At 56.9% G+C, this 21,249-nt stretch carries 16 protein-coding genes, 1 tRNA gene and 1 pseudogene; 5 read left to right on the plus strand and 13 right to left on the minus strand.

From position 1 onward, the window contains the following. Positions 1-25 precede the first annotated feature (25 nt). From G7Y31_RS08455 to G7Y31_RS08470, 5 genes and pseudogenes are all read right to left on the minus strand, one after another. Positions 26-1,150, minus strand: coding sequence for a trimeric intracellular cation channel family protein (locus G7Y31_RS08455; protein ID WP_165010758.1), 1,125 nt, complete (start codon positions 1,148-1,150; stop codon positions 26-28). A 57-nt stretch (positions 1,151-1,207) separates the two neighbouring features. Then, on the minus strand, positions 1,208-2,677 hold the full coding sequence (locus G7Y31_RS08460) for a mechanosensitive ion channel family protein (RefSeq protein ID WP_165010760.1): 1,470 nt from the start codon (positions 2,675-2,677) through the stop codon (positions 1,208-1,210). A gap of 312 nt (positions 2,678-2,989) precedes the next feature. Continuing rightward, the gene (locus G7Y31_RS08465; protein WP_165010762.1) at positions 2,990-3,307 is read right to left on the minus strand and encodes an HNH endonuclease signature motif containing protein; all 318 of its coding nucleotides are present in this window, start codon (positions 3,305-3,307) and stop codon (positions 2,990-2,992) included. Between the two features lie 96 nt (positions 3,308-3,403). After that, positions 3,404-3,610, minus strand: a pseudogene (locus G7Y31_RS12130) (hypothetical protein); the annotation flags it as partial. An 87-nt stretch (positions 3,611-3,697) separates the two neighbouring features. Next, a tRNA-Ile gene (locus G7Y31_RS08470) sits at positions 3,698-3,771 on the minus strand. Between the two features lie 261 nt (positions 3,772-4,032). Between G7Y31_RS08470 and G7Y31_RS08475 the strand changes: the two genes are divergently transcribed. From G7Y31_RS08475 to G7Y31_RS08485, 3 genes are all read left to right on the plus strand, one after another. Next, positions 4,033-4,722, plus strand: a complete 690-nt coding sequence (locus G7Y31_RS08475) for a hypothetical protein (protein ID WP_165010764.1) — start codon at positions 4,033-4,035, stop codon at positions 4,720-4,722. A gap of 82 nt (positions 4,723-4,804) precedes the next feature. Next, positions 4,805-5,740 (plus strand): ImmA/IrrE family metallo-endopeptidase, encoded by a 936-nt coding sequence (locus G7Y31_RS08480; protein ID WP_165010766.1) that lies wholly within the window; start codon positions 4,805-4,807, stop codon positions 5,738-5,740. Between the two features lie 164 nt (positions 5,741-5,904). Beyond that, on the plus strand, positions 5,905-8,184 hold the full coding sequence (locus G7Y31_RS08485; protein WP_165010768.1) for a DEAD/DEAH box helicase: 2,280 nt from the start codon (positions 5,905-5,907) through the stop codon (positions 8,182-8,184). Positions 8,185-8,216: 32 nt separating this feature from the next. Here G7Y31_RS08485 and G7Y31_RS08490 read toward each other — a convergent pair whose 3' ends face one another. Together G7Y31_RS08490 and G7Y31_RS08495 are read right to left on the minus strand one after the other, a co-directional pair. Further along, positions 8,217-8,792 carry a PIN domain-containing protein gene (locus G7Y31_RS08490; RefSeq protein WP_165010770.1) on the minus strand — a complete coding sequence of 192 codons (576 nt, stop codon included), beginning with the start codon at positions 8,790-8,792 and terminating at the stop codon, positions 8,217-8,219. 5 nt (positions 8,793-8,797) lie between these two features. Next, the gene (locus G7Y31_RS08495) at positions 8,798-9,304 is read right to left on the minus strand and encodes a helix-turn-helix domain-containing protein (RefSeq protein ID WP_196823551.1); all 507 of its coding nucleotides are present in this window, start codon (positions 9,302-9,304) and stop codon (positions 8,798-8,800) included. A gap of 190 nt (positions 9,305-9,494) precedes the next feature. Here G7Y31_RS08495 and wecB point away from each other — a divergent pair, with 190 nt between their 5' ends. Then, positions 9,495-10,628, plus strand: a complete 1,134-nt coding sequence (gene wecB, locus G7Y31_RS08500; protein WP_165010809.1) for a non-hydrolyzing UDP-N-acetylglucosamine 2-epimerase — start codon at positions 9,495-9,497, stop codon at positions 10,626-10,628. 88 nt (positions 10,629-10,716) lie between these two features. Continuing rightward, positions 10,717-12,405 (plus strand): heparinase II/III domain-containing protein, encoded by a 1,689-nt coding sequence (locus G7Y31_RS08505; RefSeq protein ID WP_165010772.1) that lies wholly within the window; start codon positions 10,717-10,719, stop codon positions 12,403-12,405. 117 nt (positions 12,406-12,522) lie between these two features. Here the strand turns inward: G7Y31_RS08505 and G7Y31_RS08510 are convergent, their stop codons facing one another. From G7Y31_RS08510 to G7Y31_RS08535, 6 genes are all read right to left on the minus strand, one after another. Then, the gene (locus G7Y31_RS08510) at positions 12,523-14,712 is read right to left on the minus strand and encodes a glycosyltransferase (RefSeq protein ID WP_165010774.1); all 2,190 of its coding nucleotides are present in this window, start codon (positions 14,710-14,712) and stop codon (positions 12,523-12,525) included. 19 nt (positions 14,713-14,731) lie between these two features. Continuing rightward, positions 14,732-15,325: a hypothetical protein gene (locus tag G7Y31_RS08515; RefSeq protein WP_196823552.1), complete on the minus strand. Its 594-nt coding sequence runs from the start codon at positions 15,323-15,325 to the stop codon at positions 14,732-14,734. A 130-nt stretch (positions 15,326-15,455) separates the two neighbouring features. Continuing rightward, positions 15,456-16,739, minus strand: coding sequence for a UDP-N-acetyl-D-mannosamine dehydrogenase (gene wecC, locus G7Y31_RS08520; RefSeq protein WP_165010778.1), 1,284 nt, complete (start codon positions 16,737-16,739; stop codon positions 15,456-15,458). Between the two features lie 100 nt (positions 16,740-16,839). Beyond that, the gene (locus G7Y31_RS08525; protein WP_165010780.1) at positions 16,840-17,712 is read right to left on the minus strand and encodes an ABC transporter ATP-binding protein; all 873 of its coding nucleotides are present in this window, start codon (positions 17,710-17,712) and stop codon (positions 16,840-16,842) included. 10 nt (positions 17,713-17,722) lie between these two features. Further along, complete coding sequence (locus G7Y31_RS08530; protein ID WP_165010782.1) at positions 17,723-18,604, minus strand: ABC transporter permease; 882 nt, start codon at positions 18,602-18,604, stop codon at positions 17,723-17,725. 51 nt (positions 18,605-18,655) lie between these two features. Continuing rightward, a complete protein-coding gene (locus G7Y31_RS08535; RefSeq protein ID WP_165010784.1) occupies positions 18,656-20,734 on the minus strand; it encodes a glycosyltransferase family A protein in 2,079 nt (692 codons plus the stop codon). Between the last annotated feature and the right edge of the window lie 515 nt (positions 20,735-21,249).

Consider the following 21,249-nt stretch of genomic DNA (forward strand, 5'->3'; position numbering starts at 1 on the left):
CGCGCCCCCTTACTAGCCCGCACCCTTAGTCATCGCGTTGTTCAAACTTCTTGCTCAGCTCATCTACGAACTCGTCGGCCAAGGACTCGTCGGAAAGGATCATATCCAGCACGTCATTGTGGTCGGGGCCTTCACTGTGGCCCTCCTGCGGCGCGTAGTCCTCGTAGGAGTCGCCGCGCACGTCCACGCCAAAGCCCCATTCGGAATCCGTGGCAGACGGCGCCTGCTGTCCGTTCGGCTTCACCGCCGGGAATTGGCCGGTGACATGTTGGTCCATCTGCGACATCTCACTGCGGAACGAGTCCATAAACTGGCTGGCATCCGCCACTGCCTGCGCACGGCGCTTGCCGGCCCGCACTTCCTTTTCAATGCGCCTCTGCAGTGCCTTTTCCATCTGCCGATGCCGCCAGGACCGCACCTTCGTCGGCTCCAGCCTGCGGCCTACCGCACGCCCCCGCTGCTCGGCGCGGCGAGCCATAACGGCCATCTGCACGGCGGTGTCGTTGATGGGCGCCCAGTCGGCATCGGTACGCACACGCCAGCCGGTCCAGTAAGCGGTAAGGGTTATCACAATGCTAATCACCGGGCCAATGAGCATGCCCCAGGCCAGGGCACCAAAATGCTGCGAGACCAGGACCGTCACGCTGCAGGCAATCGCCGGGATGACGGTGGGCAGGTTATCACCAAACACGGCTGGCTCACGCCCCATGGACACATCCCGGATCATTGACCCACCCGTCGCGGTAAACACTCCCATCATGATGCACGGCACCGGCGGCAGCCCATACGTCAGCGCTTTCACCGCGCCGGTAGCCGCCCACAGGCCCGAGACCACTGCATCACCATGAGTATGGAACAGCTCCCACGTGCGCCCCTTGAAGTACACAAAGCGCGCAATCAGCGCCCCCGTAAACGCCAAATACAGGTACTCCGGCTCCGACATTGCCGCCACCGTGCCGCGGTTGATCAGCACGTCGCGGATCATACCCCCACCTAGCGCGGAAAACATCGCGATAAAGAAAAACCCGATGATGTCATAGCCGCGCTGGCGCGCAATCGTCCCGCCGATAATCCCCATCAGCAGCACACCACTGACATCGGACCACCGGTACAGCGTCTCAATGAGTGGGTCCACGTCCATAACTGTCATGCGGACAATACTAAGCCAGGCTCCGTCAGCAACTCGCGTACTGGCGGGGCCTGGCAGCTATGGCGTCGCTGTCTCCGAGGCTTCCTCCACTGGAGCGTTCTCCGTGGGTGTTGCGTCCGCGGTAGGCGTGGTGGGCGTGGTGGGCGTGGGCGCCACAGTGTCTTCTTCGGTGCTCTGGCGCCGGGTGGTGGTCGCTGGGGCTTGTTCGCCGGTGGTGTGCTGCTCCGTCACGGCGGTGTCTGCCTCGCTGCCTGGTGCATCGGCTGGGGTGGTGGTGGCGGGGGCATCGGCAGGCACTGGGGCGTCGGCAGTGGCGGAGGGGGCAGGGGTGGGTTCAGAGGGGGTATCGGCAGACTCGGTCCTGTCGCGCCAGTAGCTGGGCGCCAGCCAGCCGGCATTGGCGTCCTCCGGGTCCGACGATGCCACCAGCAACATCCCCACCACCAGCAGCGCCACCAGCAGCGAGGTTGTCGAGCTGCGCACGCGCCCGCCCCAGGTCCACAGGCGCTGGAAGCGCGTCGCGGGCTCCTCAGGTTCTGGCTGCGCAGAGTCTGCCGATGCCCCCGGACCATCATCCTTGACCTCTACCGCAGCTTCATCCGGGGCTGTGGCTGGCATGACCTGAGTGGGATCTGCCGGGGTTTCCTCCACCTGAGCGTCGGCGGTGGTCTCTGGGTGGCCGGGGACCTCCAGGCCCAGGTTGTAGTGGTCCCAAAAAGCCGCGACCAATGCGGAGCGAATGCAGCGCTCGACCGCCCACTGGCGCGCCGGATTGACCACCACCAGGATGCGGAAGCGCACCTGCCACGGTTGGCCCGCGGCTGTGGGGGCCTGCAAGCCGGTGGCCGGAAGAACGTCGAGTTCGCCGACGACATCGGAGGCAATGGCTTCATCCGCAATCGCTTTACGGGAGACACTTTCGACCCGGCGGGCGATGTCGCTGAGGGTCTCCCCCGCCTGCACCGGCACCTCCAAATCCACGACGGCACGGGCCCAATCCTGCGAATAGTTAGTCACCACGCCAGCCGAACCGTTGGGGATGATCACCACCTCCCCCTTCGGGGTGCGCACCTTGGTGGTGCGTAGCGTCAGGGCCACCACCGTGCCCTCCACCCCGCTAGGGCCGTCGAAGCTGACGTAATCACCGACACCGAATTGCTTTTCCGACAGGATGAAGAAACCCGCCAAGAAATCGCCGATAATCGCCTGTGCGCCAAAGCCCACTGCGGCTGAGATGACCGTCGCGGGAATCGCCGCACCTAGCGGGGGCACACCCAAGTTAGTCAGCGCGGCGATGGCCAGCAAGAAGTACGCCACCACCTGGACCACATAAACCAATGCGCCTACCAGCGCCAGCCGCGCCTTGGTGGCTTCTTCTTCCTCCGGCAAGCGCTGTTCAATAATGCGCACCACCAGCCGGCCCACCCGCGGGACCAGCATAGCCAGCAATAGTAACGCCAACAGCGGCAGCCCGTGGTCCACCACTAACTGCCAGAGCTCAAAGAGGTAGTGCCGCAGAAGATTCATAGTCCTTCAGCATAGGCAGCTGCGGTGTCAGCGCGCTGGGGTTTGCCTGGCAATTCTCGCGGCTCAATCCAGTAGGCCGCTTAGCCCGCACGTCTAGCCCCTCCGGCTGCCGGTTTTCGGCTGCCGTGGGGCTGGATTCTTGCGCTGAGTTACGTTGGGTTGCGCCGCTAGCTTGGAGCGCTACGCCGACTATTGCACTGAGCCCGCACCTGTAGCCCCTCCGGCGGCCTGTTTTCGGCTGCCGTGGGGCTGGGGTGTTGCGCAGCCTGCCGTGTCGCGCTTGCCGTGCTGCCGCCGCTGCGGGCGCGGGGGTTAGTTGGTGGGGCTAGTAGGCACCGGGACACCACCACCAGGTGACTGCCACGCCACCTGCCCACCAACCCTTACCATCCGGCCGCGGTGGATGGGTATTCCTCCCGGCGGGTGGTCTTCATTGGCACCATTATGGTGCGGGCATAACACCGTGAGATTCTTTATGTTGGTTTCCCCACCATCAGCCCACGACGTGATGTGGTGGATCTGGCACTTATCAAACGGCACATGACAATCCAACCACGCACATTCAGGGCTCTCCGCGGCAAGCAGGAGGCGCTGCTTGTCGGTAGCAAAGCGCTCCTGAGGTTTGGTCATCGCTAGCCAATGTTCTACTGCTTGCCCTACGGTGGGAACTTTAACCTCAGCGGTCCTAACCGCCGGAGGTTGCCACGTACCTAGGTCTATCTCTCTACGCACTCCTGCAAGCCACGCTAGCGCGTCTAGCTTGTCTCTGAACGTGGTTGGTGCCGTGTAGCGCCGGTTATCCGGTGCAAGGTATCCGGCTTGCCATCTTCCACTAGGAAGGCGGCGGGTTGAACCCCACGAATTTCGTGCCATAAACGTGCAACATCTCCCCCGGCGCGCATACGCGGGCGGGGTACACGCCCCGGTAATCATGTAGTATCGAAATTGCCCTAAGCAGGGCAGACACGAAAAACGACCACAGGCCAAACCCCCAAAAAGGGGGCCTGACCTGGTGTTTTGTGGGGCCACCGGGGCTCGAACCCGGGACCAGCGGATTATGAGTCCGCGGCTCTAACCGACTGAGCTATAGCCCCACGCGCCAAACGCGCCTTACTATCATGCACTATCGCAGGGGTTGGGGGCAAAGTCCACATTTCCGCACCCCGGGTACGAGTCACCTTGCGGCATGTCTCCGACTCCCTACTCGCCAAGGCCCTGACCACGTAGCAGGACGCATCGCCTTTGGATACGTGTTGGAGCTACTGGAGGCAGATTCAAATCAACGCATATCCTCGGGTTTGTCTGATTTCTAGCGAGATTGTCTCACCCCTGCAACACCTGCTAGATTTCAAGTCATGTCAGCTCAACGCGAACCGCTACCGCCAAGTTCCTCCCACATCATCACAGACAATGACGCCGCCAGCTATCTTGCCGCTCTGGATATTTCAGTAGAGGACTTAAGAGACTCTCTTCTTGATGCTTTCGACGCGGCCAACAACCGTGATTCCAAGTACTGGCCAAACACATCCCAGGGCTACGAGTTTTGGGCCCAACTTGTTCACGGGGTCCGTAGTCGGCTAGATAAGAGTGAGCACTGGGAAGTTGATAACCCTGACAACCGCCCCGTCATGTTGCGGGAAGGAAAGAGGTATGAGCTCGCTTTCGCCCGCGGCGACGCAGCTACCGGCAACCCTGATGCCGAGCCGAACTTCGCACGCAAAGCTGGCCCGGCTACGATTAGCGCCGCTAACCGCTTTCTCGACCCAGACCAATTCGCCCTCATCAGCCTGGCTAATCTTATTACTGCAGAAGAGTCTTCAGGCCCCAGCTCTCACCCGGCGGGTACATGGATTGTGCTTTACCGATACCGGGAGGGGACAATCAACTGTGAGGTATCTATTCCTGCACGCATCGATAACAATGGATTTGTTGACAGCTGGTGGGTTCGTGTTCTCTTGCCCCCCATAACCGATTTCCCGAATGTTGACCATCCTGAGCTCCCTGATTCATTGAACGACGATGACCTCAATTTCTCCATTATTTGACTCCCACAACCTCGAATTGGCACGTGAATTAGCTGGGAAAACCAAGGCGGAAGCCGCAGCGCTACTAAAAGTTACACCGCGCATGTATTCCCGATACCTCTTGCGGGGTTTTCCCGCTACTCGTGCAGCGGACGCAGCACACGCGTTTGCAGTGCCGATTGAGTTTTTAACAGCGCCGGAACCCGCGGGCCTAGACATCTCCACCGTAAATTTCCGGGCCGGACGTAAAGCCCAGGCGGTTCATCGCCGAGCAGCGATCGCCAATGGTCGCATACTCCTGGGCTTGGACGACTGGCTCAAGGAGAACTTTCGGATCCCTAAGCTCAATCTCCCCGATTTGCAAGGTGAAGACCCGACACTGGCGGCAGAGATTCTCCGGGAAGCCTGGGGCATGGGAACCAAACCAGCTCAGAACATGGTCCAGCTCTGTGAATCAAAGGGAATTGGTGTCTATGGATTGTCAACTGTTGCCGAAGACGTAGACGCCTTCTCTGCTTGGCACAACAGCCTACCGCTCATATTCATCTCCCGACGCAAAACTCCTGAGCGCTCACGGTTTGATATAGCCCACGAACTCGGGCACCTGGTCCTCCACCATGGAGGCTGCTGTGACGCCAAAGCGGTCCAAGAAAAGGAGGCCGACCAATTTGCCTCCGCGTTCTTAATCCCCCGTTCCGCTATGCGACAGTACTTGCCCAAGCTCCCGAGCCTAGAACACATTTTGGAGTTCAAGTCTGTCTACCATGTCTCTGCTATGGCAGTCACTGTCTCACTGCACCGGGCGGGGATGCTCACCGATGCCTCTTACAAACGCCGCTGCGCCGTGCTGAACTCCCGCGGCTACCGAAGTGGAGAACCGGAAGGAATCCAGCAGTACGAGCACTCCCGGATTTTTGAGCAGGTTTTTGACTCGCAGCGACCAAATCCAATCACCCGCCGACAACTGGCGGATTTGCTCCACCTCTCCCCCGCGGTGGTACGGGAAGCAACCTTGGCTACTCCCCTGCAGACAATCTAACCCGCGTGGATTACTCGCAAGCTTCACTGGCACTGTCTCGGCTTGACTCGGCTCAGTAGCCCGGTGCGCCGCGGAGAGTAATCGCACCACACGGGCCAAATAATCCCGCCTTCATCACGCTCGGGCCATAAATCACCCCTCCACTGGCCCTATAATTGGTGCCAATGACTGACGACGCCCGCATCCACTACCTCGAGCAGCGCATTAGCGCCCTCGAGGAGCACGTCGCGCAGCTTTTGGCGACTCTCAACCAGCAGAGCCTCTCGTCCGCCCCGCCACCGGCTGACCCCGAATCCCTTCCCCAGCAATCAGAGCTGTCCCCAACGGAAAAAATCGCCCTGTTCATGGAGTATTTTGTGGGCCGTACGGATGTGTTTGCTAGGGCATCGACCACCAAGAAGTCCTGGTATCCCGCCACAGTCAGCTATAACGACCGCACGCTCATCCCGCTGACTCAGCGTGACATCGAGCAGCACCTGCGCCGGGACAATAACGCTCATGTGGGGCTGTATCCAATGTTGCCGGATGATACCTGCAGGCTATTGGCCTGCGATTTCGATGATGCCGACTTCGCCCACGCCGCCGTACGCTACGCCAAGACCTGCCGGGAGCATGGTCTGAGTCCTCTCATCGAGGTCTCGCGTTCGGGCTCCGGTGCCCACGTTTGGCTCTTCTTCACCGAGCCTGTCCCCGCACGCCTGGCACGTTCAGTTGGCTTATCGCTTCTCACGAAGGCCAGTCCCACCGCGGTGTTCACCAGCTTTGACCGCTTCTTCCCCTCCCAGGACACTTTGCCCACAAAGTCTAAGTCCTTCGGCAACCTCATTGCCTTGCCTCTCGCTGGTCACCACCGTGCAAACAACACCACGGTCTTCGTCAACGACGCCTTCGAGCCCTTTGCGGATCAGTTTGCCGCTCTTAGCAACGCTACAAAGGCCACCCCCAGTCAGCTCAAGCAGGTCTACGCGCAACTCCAGCCTGACCCAGAAACAGATCTTCCAGTCGCTCCCACAACAGCGCAGCTCAAGGCGCTAAGAAAATCAGGGACGGTCAAGGTCACCCACGACTCCCACGTCCACATCGATCTCAGCGGCATCGACTCCACCACAGCCACCGCCTTGCGCCACCTCGGCGCTATCCCAAACCCGCAGTTCTACATCAAGCAAGCCCAGCGGTTTTCCACGTTCGGCACGCCCCGGCTCATTGTCCGCTTCACAGAAAAGGACAACCAGCTCACGCTTGATAGGGGCACACTTGACAGCGTCTTATCTATCCTCACCACCGCCGGCTACACCGTCACCCGCCGTGGGCACACCCCGAAGCCACGCAAGGTGGACATGGCGTTCGTCGGCGAACTATACCCACAGCAAAAGAAGGCGATCAAGGACGTCACCGCCCACAAAACCGGGATGCTTATCGCCCCACCGGGCGCAGGCAAGACTGTCATGGCGTGTTACATCATTGCTCAGCGGTGCGTACCGACGGCCATCATCGTGCCAAATGCGGAGCTACTAAACCAATGGCGCCGCAGCTTTGAAGAATTCCTCCCCGGCACCCCGGTGGGCCAGTACTCGGGAAAGAAAAAGAAGCTTAGCGGCGTAGTTGATCTCATCACTGCGCAATCGATCAGCCGGGTGGATTCGCGCACTGACTTCCTTGCTGACTATGGTCACATCATCGTTGATGAGTGCCACCGCGTCGGCGCCGCCGGTCTGACCCACACTCTGGCGGGCCTCAATGTGCGCTTCTTCTTGGGGCTGACTGCTACTCCGTTCCGCTCGGACGGCCTGGACAAGCTCCTCCCCATGATCTGTGGGCCCATCCGTCACACCATGGAACTCAACCGTCCTGGCCCTAAGCATTACCACGTCCATGAGACTTCCTTTGCTTACGATGCCCCCTATCTCTTCTGGCCGGACTTGGATACTGCTTTGGCTGCCGATGCCGCCCGCAACCAGCTCATCGCCTCCGTCACCGTCGCTGTCGCAGGTGCCGACCACAACGTCGTCGTCCTGGTGAAACGCCGCGAACACCTTGCCCACCTACAAAAGTTCATTGAAAAGTCTGAGCCGAAGGTTCCTATTTTCAAGCTCCACGGCGGTCTGTCAGCCAAAGAGCGCTCCGCGACCCTAGATAAGCTCACAGCGTCCTCGAGCTTCATCTTGCTTGCGATGTCCCAAATTGCAGGAGAAGGCTTAGATCTCCCCAGCCTGGATACTCTCGTCCTGGCCGCACCCGTGGCATTCCACGGCAACATCATCCAACAGGTTGGTCGCATCACCCGTGATGCCACGGGCGAATGCTCCTCAGCCGCCACCGTCCACGATTTCTTGGACAAGGACGTTCCAGCCCTCGCCGCGGCATTCCGCAAGCGACAATCAACGCTCAAAAAGGAAGGATTCAGCCCCGCAATCTTCCATGCGGTTGACCAACTCCCGAATTAAGCAATTGCTTCTCGCACCGCCAACCCAGGCCTCTAGCGGATGCGCCACACTTGTTTACGCGCCGCGCCCACAAAGTCAACGGCACCGCACCGTTCAAGGCGAGACAACAATTCATTCATCGTTACTTGAGGGTTCTTCAGAGCCAGGCGTTGACACTCCAAGCAGCCCATGACTTCTTCAGGATCAAGGTCCAATTGATTAATCAAGAACTCATCGGGTGACTGCACGTCCAGCCCCAACCCATCTAAGGTCTGAAGTGGAAAATCCTTTAAATTCGACGTCACAATAACATCAGCGCGCCCTCTTAACGCGGCGGCTACGACATGCACATCATTAGGATCCGGTAGCGTGATCCCCTCTGTAAGCCCCTCCCAACCTTCAATGCAGGCATCATCAAAGAACCGGTTCATAGTCTCCACTCGACCCAGTGCTCCACCAGATTCTTTAAGTCTTGGATGAACTCTCTCTATAGCCAGCCTCACTTCATCCAGGATTCTCTGGCTCCACAACGGACGATATAAGCCTGCCTCTGCCAGACTTAGTAATGTATCGGCCTGTGCGATTGGGACCAAGGTACAGGCGTCAAGCAATGCAGTAAATCTACTCACAGCAGTCAGTCTTTCGGCAAAGTCCGCCGGGCCTCACGGAGTGCTTCCTTGTAGACGTTCGCATCCATGTCGTAGAGTCCGTCCTGCTCAGCACTAAAAGTTAATTCATCCAGTGCCTTCCGCCGCTCAATTCTTTGGCGCTCTTGATACTCAAGAACATCCACCAACCGGATCCTGCGATGCCGTCGGCCTGCAGGAAGCTCGTACGGAATTTCCTGCGCGTCCAACTTCTTCACAAGTGTTGGCCGGCTAATCCCCAGGAAGTCAGCCGCTTGCTGGGTGGTCAGCTTTTGGTCTACCGGGGCTACCGTAATCGCCTTACCAAACCGCATCGCTTCTACAACGCTCTTGAGCACACGGAATGCCTCTTCAGGCAAATCGACGCTTTGCCCCTCCGGTCCCACGATCACCGCAGGACCATCCATACCGTTCAAAAACTTCGCCACATCCAGCATCTTGTCCAGATCTTCTGGCGGCAATGTAGTGCTGTTGCTCTCTTTCAGTCCCTGCATGCGCCCCACAATAGTGCAATTCGAAAAAATCGAAAAAATGGTTACCCCCGACCCCGCCGTCTCTAAACCTCCATCAAGTCAACACCCCCACCCTGCACCGCTACCGAAATCATGGTTCAATAGATGGGAACTATCTCCCGTCTCTCAAAGGAAGCTCAAATTGTCTCAGCACGGCAACAAGCCCAAGATCATGACCGTCTACGGCACGCGCCCGGAGGCCATTAAGGTCGCGCCGGTTATCAAGGCCTTGGAGGCTGATGAGCGCTTTGAGTCCGTGGCGGTGTCCACGGGCCAACATAAGGAAATGCTGGACCAGGTCAACGCCATGTTCGGTATCAAGCCACGCCATGACTTGCAGCTGATGAAGCAGGGCCAGGGCCTCAACGAGCTGGTTTCGCGGGCGCTCGCGGGCCTGGATGCCGTCATCGAGCAGGAAGCCCCGGACGCGATTATTGCCCAGGGGGATACCTCGACGGCTATGGCAGCGGCTCTGGCTGGCTTTCACCGTGGGGTGAAGATTATCCACCTGGAGGCTGGCTTGCGCACGGGCGATATCTACTCGCCTTTCCCGGAGGAGGCCAACCGCAAGATTATTGGCCAGGTCGCACAGCTGCATCTAGCCCCTACGCAGGGCGCAATGGAGAACCTGCGCAAGGAGGATTTCCGTTCCAAGGACATTGTGGTCACGGGCAATACGGTCATTGATGCGCTGCTGGAGGCCGCCTCTTGGGACACCACGTTTGCCGATGCACGCCTGCAGAAGCTTGTGTCTGCCGATGCCCCCGTGGTCCTGGTTACCACTCATCGCCGGGAGAACTTGCACGCCATGCGCGAGATTGGCGGGGCGGTCCATGACTTGGCCACTGAATACCCAGGCATCGTGTTTGTGCTGCCGCTGCACTTGAACCCGCTGGTGCGCCAGGCCGTGTTGCCGGAGATTGAGCACTTGCCTAACGTGATTATCACGGACCCGCAGCCTTATGACCAGTTCACGCAGCTGCTCAAGCTCGCAACCATTGTGCTGACTGATTCTGGCGGAGTCCAGGAGGAGGCTCCGGCGCTGGGCAAGCCGGTGTTGGTCATGCGGGAGAATACCGAACGTCCGGAGGCTGTCATTGCGGGCACGGTCAAGCTTGTGGGCACCGACCGGGCCCGCATTGTGGCAGAGTCTAAGCTGTTGCTTGATGATGCCGCCGCATACTCAGCCATGGCCAACGCCGTCAATCCCTACGGAGACGGACGCGCCGCTGAGCGCAGCGTGGCTGCCATAGCAGAGCTCTTTGGCCGCGGATCCCGGCTGGAGGACTTCCAGGCTAAAATCTAGGGGAAATCGTCACCCGAATTAGCGAGCGGGATATAATCCGATACACGTCACAAACCCACATTCAATGTAGTCAAATGAGGGAGCTGCGGTGCCGAAGAACCTTGAATACATCCGGATTGGCGAAAGCGCCGACGGACTCTATCTGTCCGATCCGGTACCGACAGACGAGCAAATCTCCCACTATCTCCAATTCCAGCGCGACCCCGTCATCGGCTCGCAGACAGGGTTGTGCAAATTTGAGGAGACTGACGAAGAATGGACTCTCGTCGCGATTCTTCCGATCTCACTCGCAATTGCCAAGGAACCCACTTCTTTAAGCATTGATTGGGAGCAACTGCAGGAATCCGAAGCTCAGGGCAACGCCCTGTGGAAATACTCCGTTGGCTTTCTCCCTACCCTACTGGAAGCTTCTTCTTCCCCCGATCTCGTCACCGCAGTTCTTGACAGTTTGTGGGCTTATACGCAAACGGCGGAATGGGAGGAACGCGCCAAGTGGATGACCTCCCTTGATCATTGTCTTGCAGTAAGGCTAAGAGCCCTGTGCACTCTGTTCATGCAATACAGCCAACAGAGCTTTCCAGTACCCACAAGTCTGTACTCCTTGCTGGTTAATGACGTACACACTTTGGTGAAGGGTGGGAATAGCTACTTCCCCATCAATAATCATGGTGCTATGGCTGCTATAGCACTTATACACTGCTGTGCGGTATTCCCCCGGAGCATGGCCGAACTCAGCAAACTAACTGAGCCTCCAGTCCCAACAGTGGGCGCTGCAAACTTAGAACGGATCATCAACGAGATCTTTGATCACCATGGCATTGCCGCTGAGAATAGTCCAGAATATCAACGATACTGGCTGACCTTACTCAGGCCTCTTCAGGGTTTATTTGAAAGCTTCCCAGCACTAGCCGAAGAGCTTCAGAGATTCTTCGAAGCCCTCGATATCGAGCATCTCCTACACAACATTGAGCAGGCGCTGTTAATGTTCACCGACCTCGAAGGCCGCCTGATCCCCATTGGCGACTCGCGTCCGCGGAAACTAAGCGCTCCTGGACCAGATGAAGCGATCCTCATCTCAGAGGAAATGGGCTTTGCCGTTTACAGAGGCCAGGGAACAGTTTTCACGTTCAATGCGGGTTCCACAAATTATGCGCACAAGCACTGCGATGATACCTCGATTACCCTCTCCCACGGCGGTAAGAATATTATCCTCGACTCGGGATACTATTCACACGACTGGAACGACGAACGAACAATCTTCACCAAGTCACAGTCCGCACATTCAGGCCTTTTCCTGACGGGTCTGGATGATCTTCACCCCGGAAAGTTGTACTGGCCGGGGAAGGAGCGAATTAAAGCACAGTTGAAACGGCTCCACCCCAGTGAATTCCACGTAGAGGGAGTGGTGGAAATTGATGGCGTAGCTTGCCTGCGCCGAGAAGTGAAAGTGCAATCAGGCAAACGTGTCGACATTGTGGATAGTTCAACGGGAAGTCTTGATGCGTACGGAAATCTCTTACGTCGGCTCATTCTACCCGCTGGTTGCAGTGTTTCCATCAGCCATGGTCTCGTTAGCATTGCGATTGATGATGTCACGCTGCAGATTTTCCTCTCCGACAGTACCCTCTTGGAGGCCGTCACCGCGACAACCGCGAAGGAGACTTCCCCAATACGGGGATGGATCTCCCCAGAACTCAATACACTGAGTGCTGCGACTTGTCTCGAAATTCCAGTGGCGCTGCATCAACCCTCGATTATGCGCCTCGTTCTCTCATAAACGCCCAATTCCCCACTGCAAAGGCACCCAACACCACTTCTCCCTGGACATGAGGCGTTAACCGGGGCATAAAGGGTCGTCAGTTTTCTCAACCAACGACCTCCCCCTATGTCGCCATCAGAATGAAACTCCTCCAGCCTCACTGGGAGCGTCCCCGAAGCGATCGACTACCGCTTGCTCCAGAATTTTTAGTGCCGCTGCCTGATTTCCGACCGGGCTTCGGTAGTCCAGCTCCTGCATAGACAAGGGGCTGCCTTCATCGACGAGTCCCCAAATTTTAGCGCCCGAGCCACGGTAGTCAGACAGCTTGGACGGTAGGAACGGGTTTATCGCAAAGTCCTCTGCGCGCTGGATGTCATTAACTACCAGGACATCCAGGAGCGTCGATGCATTGAGGAACTCCATATAGGGAAGGTAGGGGCGGACGGAGACCACATCACTTAGTCCCATGCGCGCGACCTCAGTACGAGCATCGTCAACCTTATTGCAGAAGACGTGGAAGATGAGCCGCGATCGATAACGGTGCCCCAAATTGGTGGCTGCGGCAAAGATTTCCTGCAAGCCGCGGTTTTCGTAGAACGAGCCAAAGTATGCCAGGTTCACCTTTCCCTCGACAGGCTGGAATCTACTCTCGACTGCCTGATACGCTGCAGCGCTTGGCGAAGGGTGCGGGCGTACGCGGCTCTTCGCCGTCACGATTTCCCGTAGATGCTCCGGATAGTCCTGAAGCATAAACTCACGCTGATTCTCGTTCGTAAAAATCAGCTCGTCGGCCAGAGCGAATGTAGCATACTCAGTTAGGTCGAATAGAGTCGTCACCTTCATTTCGCCGAATGGGGAGGTGCGAACAATCCGCCGCAGAATGTTCGCGATGTCATTGCTTTCCAACTCCCCCGGACGCGGCTTGCCGTCAACGCCGAAGCGGAGCGGGTCAGAAAACTCTGCTGACCACGTAACGCTGCGGTTACGGTCCTTGTAGAGGACACCAGCCACGTGGCTGCCAATCCACACTGCCCGGGTGTAGAGCGTCGTGTAGTCACGGCCTTCAGACATGTTGCGCTCAGCTTCGAGGAGAGCCTGCTGGGCGAAATCACAAATTGGCTTCCAACCGGAAAAAGACGGAGGTGCTGTGACCATCCTGTGGCGGTCGATCCACCGCGATGACAAGACCTTCAAGGAGGGGTCCATGCTGCGAACCTTTGAAATGTCGTTGGAAATGAGGTCTACGACAATCTGCCGTTCTGCAATCGCCTTACCCGCAACCGTCGCAGAGGTGTCTGCGAAAGGTGCGAAACAATAAGAAATTGCAAGACCTGTGGCCTTGTTCCTATTTATTTGGTTCCAGGGGAAATCGAAATAGTGGCGTCGGGCGACTTCTTCTTCCAACCGATCCGTAGCCTCAGGGTGATTCTCCAGATAGCGGGAAATGAAACCGCATTGCGCTGAGATCAACTGTCCTTGGGCGGTCTTATTATTCGGTGCTACAGAAAGGTGCTCCAACGCCTGCATGCAAGCCATGCGCTCAAGGACATTAAAGGAGAATGACTCTGGTTGGCGTGACACCGACGCCTCTGTCAGCCGCCGGAAATAGGCGGTTTCATCGCAAATCTCCGTGGCCTGGACTTTTACGTGAGCGTGGGCTAATAACCCTGCGAAGTAGACCAAGTCTTCACCACTGCGCAGGTCTTCATCGTAGTATCGACCCTCAATTAACGAATGGTGAACTAGCTTGCACGCATTGAACCCCAAGGCCCAGGGCAGCTCCCCAACTGGTACGGCATCCGTGCCGAGCGCAGAAATCCTCTCCGCCAGCGTTGTATGGCGGTCAATTTCACCGTTGTCGACATTGAAGATAGGGCTTAATGCGACCACCGAGGGGGAAGCGTTAGCGAATGCTTCAGCGAGAAACTGCGGACCAACAAAGTCATCAGCGTCAACGAACGTAATGTATTCGTGGCGTGCCAGCCGTAATCCAAAATTCCTCGCATGACCTGCGCTAGCAACATCGCTCTCAAACACCCTGATGTTGAGGCGTTCTACGTTACCGACCTCATCGACTATCACCTGGTGCGTGCCATCATCTGGGCCGTTAAGAACAATGATAACCTCGAAAAATTCCGGGTCGAGTGATTGCTGCACAAGCGATGCAACGGTGTCACGGATCGTATCTACCGCGCGGTATGACGGAATGATTACGGAAATACCCGGCTTACGTGTCTTCCGCGTTGCCACAGGCCTAGCCGTGGCTTTGGACAGATTGTCGATGGCGCTGTCGATCTGCTGAAGTATTGAATCAATCTCAATCACTACGCCCGACCTATCTTTATTAGGCATCTTTCCTCCTCAGCTTCCAGTACTTCAACGTCAAGGCGCCAAGTGTCGAATGTGAAAGGCTGTCGTAATTCTTCTCGGTGATTTCGAGTTTGTGGGTGAGGCGCTGGTTCTCTTCAATGAGCTCGGCAAATCGCGCATCCATGGCTGGCTCAGGGGCGGCGTTCTGCGACTCAGTTGGCTCCCCTCCCCCACTATCATCAGCTATCGGTTGCGTCTCGGCCTCTTCCCGTAAGTCGACAAGAAATGGCCTCAGCCTCTCAAGAGAGGAGACAACATCGTGGACGGCTGTGCGCGGCATCGGAAGGCTACCAGTACCTAGCCGTTCTAGATGAATAGCAGAGTCCCTCCAGGGCTCCATTCCGTAATCATAGGAAGCTTCGAGTAGAGGATTAATCTGGATTTCCACAAGTCCGCCAGGGTGATAAACCAGACGGCTGTAGCTCGCTCCATCCAGCGCGCTAAGCGAGGCTGGCAAGCGACCATCGCGGGCGTAGATGTTGTAGAAGAAGCTCACCTGGGCAATCTCGCATTCCCGGGCAATGCTAATCGCCTCTTGGAGTACATCTAGGTCTTCGGTGAGAAGCACTAGGCGCTGCGTAGCTCCCTCTCGGAGTGAAGTCAAGTCCGAAATCAAACGGACATCAGTCTCTAGGAAGCTTATATCGAGCCAGTCCAAAGGACCGTTCGCGTACGCTACCGTATTGAACCTCATCGTATTACTCCGACACTTCTTCGGCTCGCTGGCGCCAGATTCCACGAGTATCAACGACTTTCTGAGCAGAAAGACGGGCTGGCCGCTGCGTACCGAATTCCTTGTGATCGACCAATAAGACCGTGATGGCATCTTCCCTCAAATCGCTGGGGAACGTTCCTAGCTTCACGTTCGGATGACCCCGAAGCACATCCGGAAGTGCACTGATGTTGGGCTCTATGACGGTGAAGTTGACCTCCGGAAGTTCCTTGAGCAGGCGCTGGGCGATAGCCAGTGCGGGTGATTCCCTAAGGTCGTCGATATCGGCCTTGAATGCCAGCCCCAGTAATGCGACTTCTGTTGCCTTGTGGACACTCACACGTTCCTTAATAGCGTTGATTACCCACTCGGGTTTCCCATCGTTTACTTCGCGGGCTGTACGAATCAGACGTGAATTCTCCGGGTCAGAAGAGACGATAAACCAGGGATCAACTGCAATGCAGTGTCCTCCAACGCCGGGGCCGGGCTGAAGGATATTGACGCGCGGATGATGGTTTGCCAGCCCGATAAGCTCCCAGACATCAATGTCCAACCCATCCGCAATCAGCGATAGCTCATTGGCGAAGGCGATATTAACGTCGCGGTAAGCATTCTCTGCAAGTTTGCTCAATTCAGCTGTGCGGTCATTGGTCTCCAAGAGCTGACCCTGGCAGAAAGTCTGGTATAGCTCCTTGGCTCGCTGGGTTGCCTCTGGAGTCATTCCCCCGATAATGCGGTCATTGGTGACCAGTTCCTCCAGCGCCCGGCCTGGGAGGATACGTTCAGGGCAGTGGGCAAATAGTACCCGCTTCGATTGGTGCGTATCGCCCTGCGCTTTACCTGTAGTATCTAGGTCCTCCCGCAGCTCGGCAATCCTGGCAGCGAGCTTCGCTGTTGTCAGCGGAGGGGAAGTCGACTCCAAGATAATTAGCTCATCACCTGTCAGAAACGGAGCAATAGTCTCAGCTGCTGAATAGATAAAGCGCATGTCGCACTCATAGCCATTCGTGAATGGAGTTGGGACGGCAATGACATAGGTTTTGGCAGGAACTGGTTCTGTGGACGCCCTGAATCGCCCTCCGCGCAAGGCTGTTCCAAGGGCTTCTTCCAGGCCGGGTTCCACGATCGTGACTTTCCCCCGATTAATCTGTTCCACCGCAGAGGCGTTGATGTCGAAGCCAACCACGTTCACCCCAGCGTTAGCCATCACCACGGCAGTAGGAAGCCCAATGTATCCGAGTCCCACAAAACACACGTCTGTCTTTTCCATCAAATCCTCCGTTAAAGCCAATTAGCACTGTAATGACCTACAGACTCTAGCACCTTTCGAAGCTCCATATTGCGAAAATGTCTACCCCATTTTGGGGCACTCAGGTATGGCTGTCGAGCAAAATCCGCGGCGCGACATAGCTAGCGCGCTGGCGCTGAATAAAGCGCGCGGCCTCAGTGCTCTTGCCGCTGCCCTCAAGAGACGTCCACTCTTTGTAGACTGGCGCAACCTCAGAGGTGGCGCCGTCTGCTATGACTTCACCGCCATGTAGCCAGATGGCGCGAGTGCAGTTTCGCTCGATGACTTCGGGCGCATGGGAAACGAGAAAAAGGTTACCTGCATTTTTAAGGAGCTCCTGCATACGCTGGTTCGCTTTCTCCGCAAAGGCCGCGTCGCCCGTGGATAGCGCCTCATCGACCAACAGAATCTCCGGTTGAATCGCAGTTGAAATTGCAAAGCTTAGCCGTGCGCTCATTCCGGAGGAATAAGTGTTCATAGGCCGTTCCAGTGCGGGACCAATGTCCGTCCACTCAGCGATTGCGGGCAAAGCCTCACTAGCCCGCTCCTTACTCATACCAATCGCGAGGCAGCCTAAATAGATATTCTGCCTCCCCGTCAAGTAGGTTTGGAGTGCCGGAGTTACCCCTAGCAGGGTGGGCTGCGACTTTACCAACACCTCGCCGGAGGAGGGCGCTTCACCTCCGGAAATCAAGCGGAGCAATGTGGACTTGCCAGACCCATTCCTCCCCAGCAGCCCCACCGACTCACCTTTGTTCACGGCAAAGTTGATACCCCTGAGTGCCTTAACCGTGACCGTTTTCTTCCGACGACGCCCCCCTTCTTCGTCTTCGCTCACGTCGCGGACCTTATAATTCTTTCGCAGGTTCCGAGCTACAACGACCGGCTGCTCGATGTATTCAATCTCTCCCGTATAGTTCCGAAATTCATCAAGATCCGAGGATTCCTTTGCCATACCGGAATTGTTACGCGACTCGTGCATACTTCTCCTCTGCTCGCCAAAAGAACAGCATACCCGCCAGTAGCGCGCCAATTGCCCAAGCGAGCATTAGGCCCCATTGCTTTAAATCAGGAGCCTGCCCATCAAGAACGGCGGTACGCAATGCATCGATGTAGATGTGGCCCGGATTGGCGCTCATCACTGCATGAACTGTGGGGTGTGTTGCAAAACGGTCAATTGAATAAAAAATTCCCGTAGCAAAGAACCAGGCTTTGTTGAGTATCTCCAGAATCGCCTTCGCATCCGGTACGAAAGCCGTGATCCGTACAACAAACAGCATCAAGCCTGTGGCAAAGAAGAACATCAGTACGGTTATTGGAAGTACAGCCAGCAAAGAGATTCCGGGAAGGTTATCTAATTGCATCACGATACTCGCTGTGACGGACACCAGCAACGCAGGCAGGGCGTCATATAGGTAGCGGATTGACACTGACCACACCAAGGCAGCTCGCGGGAAATCAAAGGCCCGCAGCAAATTGCGTGAGCTTCGAATGAGGCCAGCACCGGACATCACAATCTTTGACATAAAGTTGAAGAAAGTGATTCCGATGAGCAAAAACCCAATATAGTTGTCAATGCCCCGGGAGGTTTGCAGCAAGAGCCCGAAGCACAGCCCGTACATGAGGGCATCGAGTAGCGGCTGAGCAACAACCCAGAATTTCCACAAGCGATAATCTCTGGTAGTCCGAAATGCTCGAAACCGGGCATCGGTAGCAATGAAGTGCCTGCGCGCCCATAGTGTTGACAGGTACTGCGCAAAAGTGGGCCTGACGTCGAGCTTCTTTAGCCTCCTGCCGTCAACCACCAACAACAACTGATCCGACTTTTCGGTGTCCGTTGGCTCCACGCGGTCCTCCTCATCAACTACGGCGTTAGCCCATCGAGCATACCGCGCATCTTACCGGCCGAGGTCACTCAGCACTCGCTTTAGCTCCGCAGAGACTGACTGCCGCGAGGAAATGTCGGACTTGTAGTGCACGTTGGCAGCATCTAAGGGGGATCCCTTCTCGACTATTGCCCAAATCCGTGCACGCGAGCCCCGGTAATCGGAGAACTTCGATGGCAAGAAGGGATTTTGCGGGTATGCACCCGAAGAGTTGGTGTCAAGCACCAACAAGACATCACACTGGTCAAGCTCCTGCAGATAGTCCAAGAATGCTAATGGGCTATGGGGCACCACGAAGTCCGGAAGATCGTCGGGGAGCCGCTGAGCTGAGTAGACGTGCAATTGGAAGTTCGCTGTCACCTCCCCCAAAGCCTCACTCATGGCAGCGACAATGTCACCTATCCCGCGGTTGGCGTAGAAGCTCCCAAAATACCCCAGCCTGACTGGCCGTGAACGCCCTGGAGGGAGTTGTTGCCCGGGCTCAATTCCAGGACCGGCTAGTTCATACCATTGCCTTTCGAGTACAGGTTGCTGCGCAATGGTCGACTTGCGATTCAGCTGCTCCCGGCATTGTTGGGGCACCCGCGACAGCATCACCTCCATCTGATTCTTGTTGGTAAAAACCAGCTGGTCGGCTAATGCATAAGTCGCTAGCTCGGTGAGCTCAAAGTGCGTGAGCCCGTCCAAGCCACCGATGTGGTCATTGAGGAAGGAATCGCGGATAGCCCGCTTCAGCTCGCGCGAAACTCGCCCCGTAGCGCGCGTACCTGTCCGCAGTTCCCCTTGCGAATCCGTGGACAACGGGTCCGAAAACTCCGCTGTCCATTCGACATGCGGCAGTTTTCGCTTAATCAGACACCCCGCTACATGCGAAGCCGACCACAAAGCCCGCGTATGCAATTCCCGATAGTGCCGAGTCCGGTGATCCCGCGCCGCAATCTTCAGTGCTTCAGCGGCGAACTGCGCGATAGCGGCCCAGTCGGAAAAATAGTTCGGCGCCTTCAAGACTTCAACGTTGCCCAGCCACGGTTCAACGAGCCAGTTTAGTGATGCATCGCTACTGCGCACCTCCGACATATCATTGCAGATGACGTCTGTCACCGTTTGGCTACGCCACATGCGCTTTGCCAGCACAGCAGCAGCTGCGTCTGCTGCCGGAGGAAAACAATAGGATACGGTCAGTCTTTGCACAGGAGGGGACGGCACATCGCTCCAAGGGAATGTCTCCAGCTTCCGGCGCGCCACCTCAACAGCGATCGATTGACGTTCTTCCTGGTGGTTTTCCACATAACGGGCAACAAATCCAGCTTGCGCACGAATCAAACTAGCAACCGCTTGAGCTGCGGGCTCTGCACCGGTGTCATGGAGCACATGCTCAAGGCTCGCAATGCAATCGAGCCGTTCCACAACGTTGAATTCGTATCCACCCGCTCTACGGGACACGGAATCAGGCGTGAGATGCCGCTGATAGCGCGAGTCCTTCACCTGGTTTGCGACCCGAACGCTTAGTCCTGGTTTCGCTAGGATTCTTCCCCAGAAGGCAACGTCCTCTCCAGACTTTAGGCACTCGTCAAACAAGTGGCCCCCGAGCACCGTTCGAGAAACCGCCTTGCAAGCATTAAAGCCGAACAGCCAAGGAAGGGCCGTCGCGGGACTATCCTGACCACGCACGCCTAGCAGTCGCGTAGACAACGTGCTTCTGGTCTCCCTTCCACGATCAATATCAATCATGTGTGCGACGCCGATGACATCTTCTTCTACAACGTCCAACAAGGTCTCTAGGAATTTCGGCTCTAGTTCATCGTCATCGTCGACGAAGGTAATAAACTGGCGTTTTCCCATGGCGATACCAATGTTGCGCGCCCGCGAAGCGCTAGGACGCTGCGAAGCAAAGAAGCTCAGTGAGAGTGACGGGAACTCTTCTAAAAGATTCGCGATAGATTCTCGCTCCTTAACCGCTTGCCCGTTGAGGACCACAATGACTGTAAAGCGCTGCTTTGCCAGACTCTGGCGTTCTAGGGAAATCAGTAGCCTCCGCAGCCTCGAGCGGTCTCCAAGAGTGGGAACAATTACGTCAATACCGGCTGTCATGTGAGTTTTCTCCAAACCTTAAGTGAGTAGCGGAGAAACCACGATGGGAGCAGGTTTCCGAATCGCACATAGGCCTTCCGCAGCAATGGCTCTACCTGGCGAACTACACCACTGCCTTTTATCCCCTGTGGAGGCCGCGCGCCCTGTAACTGCATTGAGCGTGCTGCAGCCAGCGACCTACCTTCCGCCGCGATATATACTGAGGCCCTGCCCAGCTCATAAGCCAACGAAACGGCCTGCCCGGCTTCCCCACCCACGCCAGGTTCGACGACCCAAGCGTAGGCGCTAGTGCATTGCTTGCAGACTTTCCCTCCATGGTGGAGCCACTCCACGAAAGAGTCAAGTAAGGCGGCATCGGACAAGTCCAACCCGATAAGTAACCTGCTAAACGGGCTGGAGCTGAAGAGCGAGTCAAAATCCGTTACACCATGCGGAAAGTACAGTAACGTCCCAAAATCTCCGCGCACTTCGACCCCCGCGCGGTTCGCCCCCTCTAGGAACAGTGATCCAGAAGG

The sequence above is a fragment of the Corynebacterium lizhenjunii genome, assembly GCF_011038655.2.
GTDB lineage: Bacteria > Actinomycetota > Actinomycetes > Mycobacteriales > Mycobacteriaceae > Corynebacterium > Corynebacterium lizhenjunii.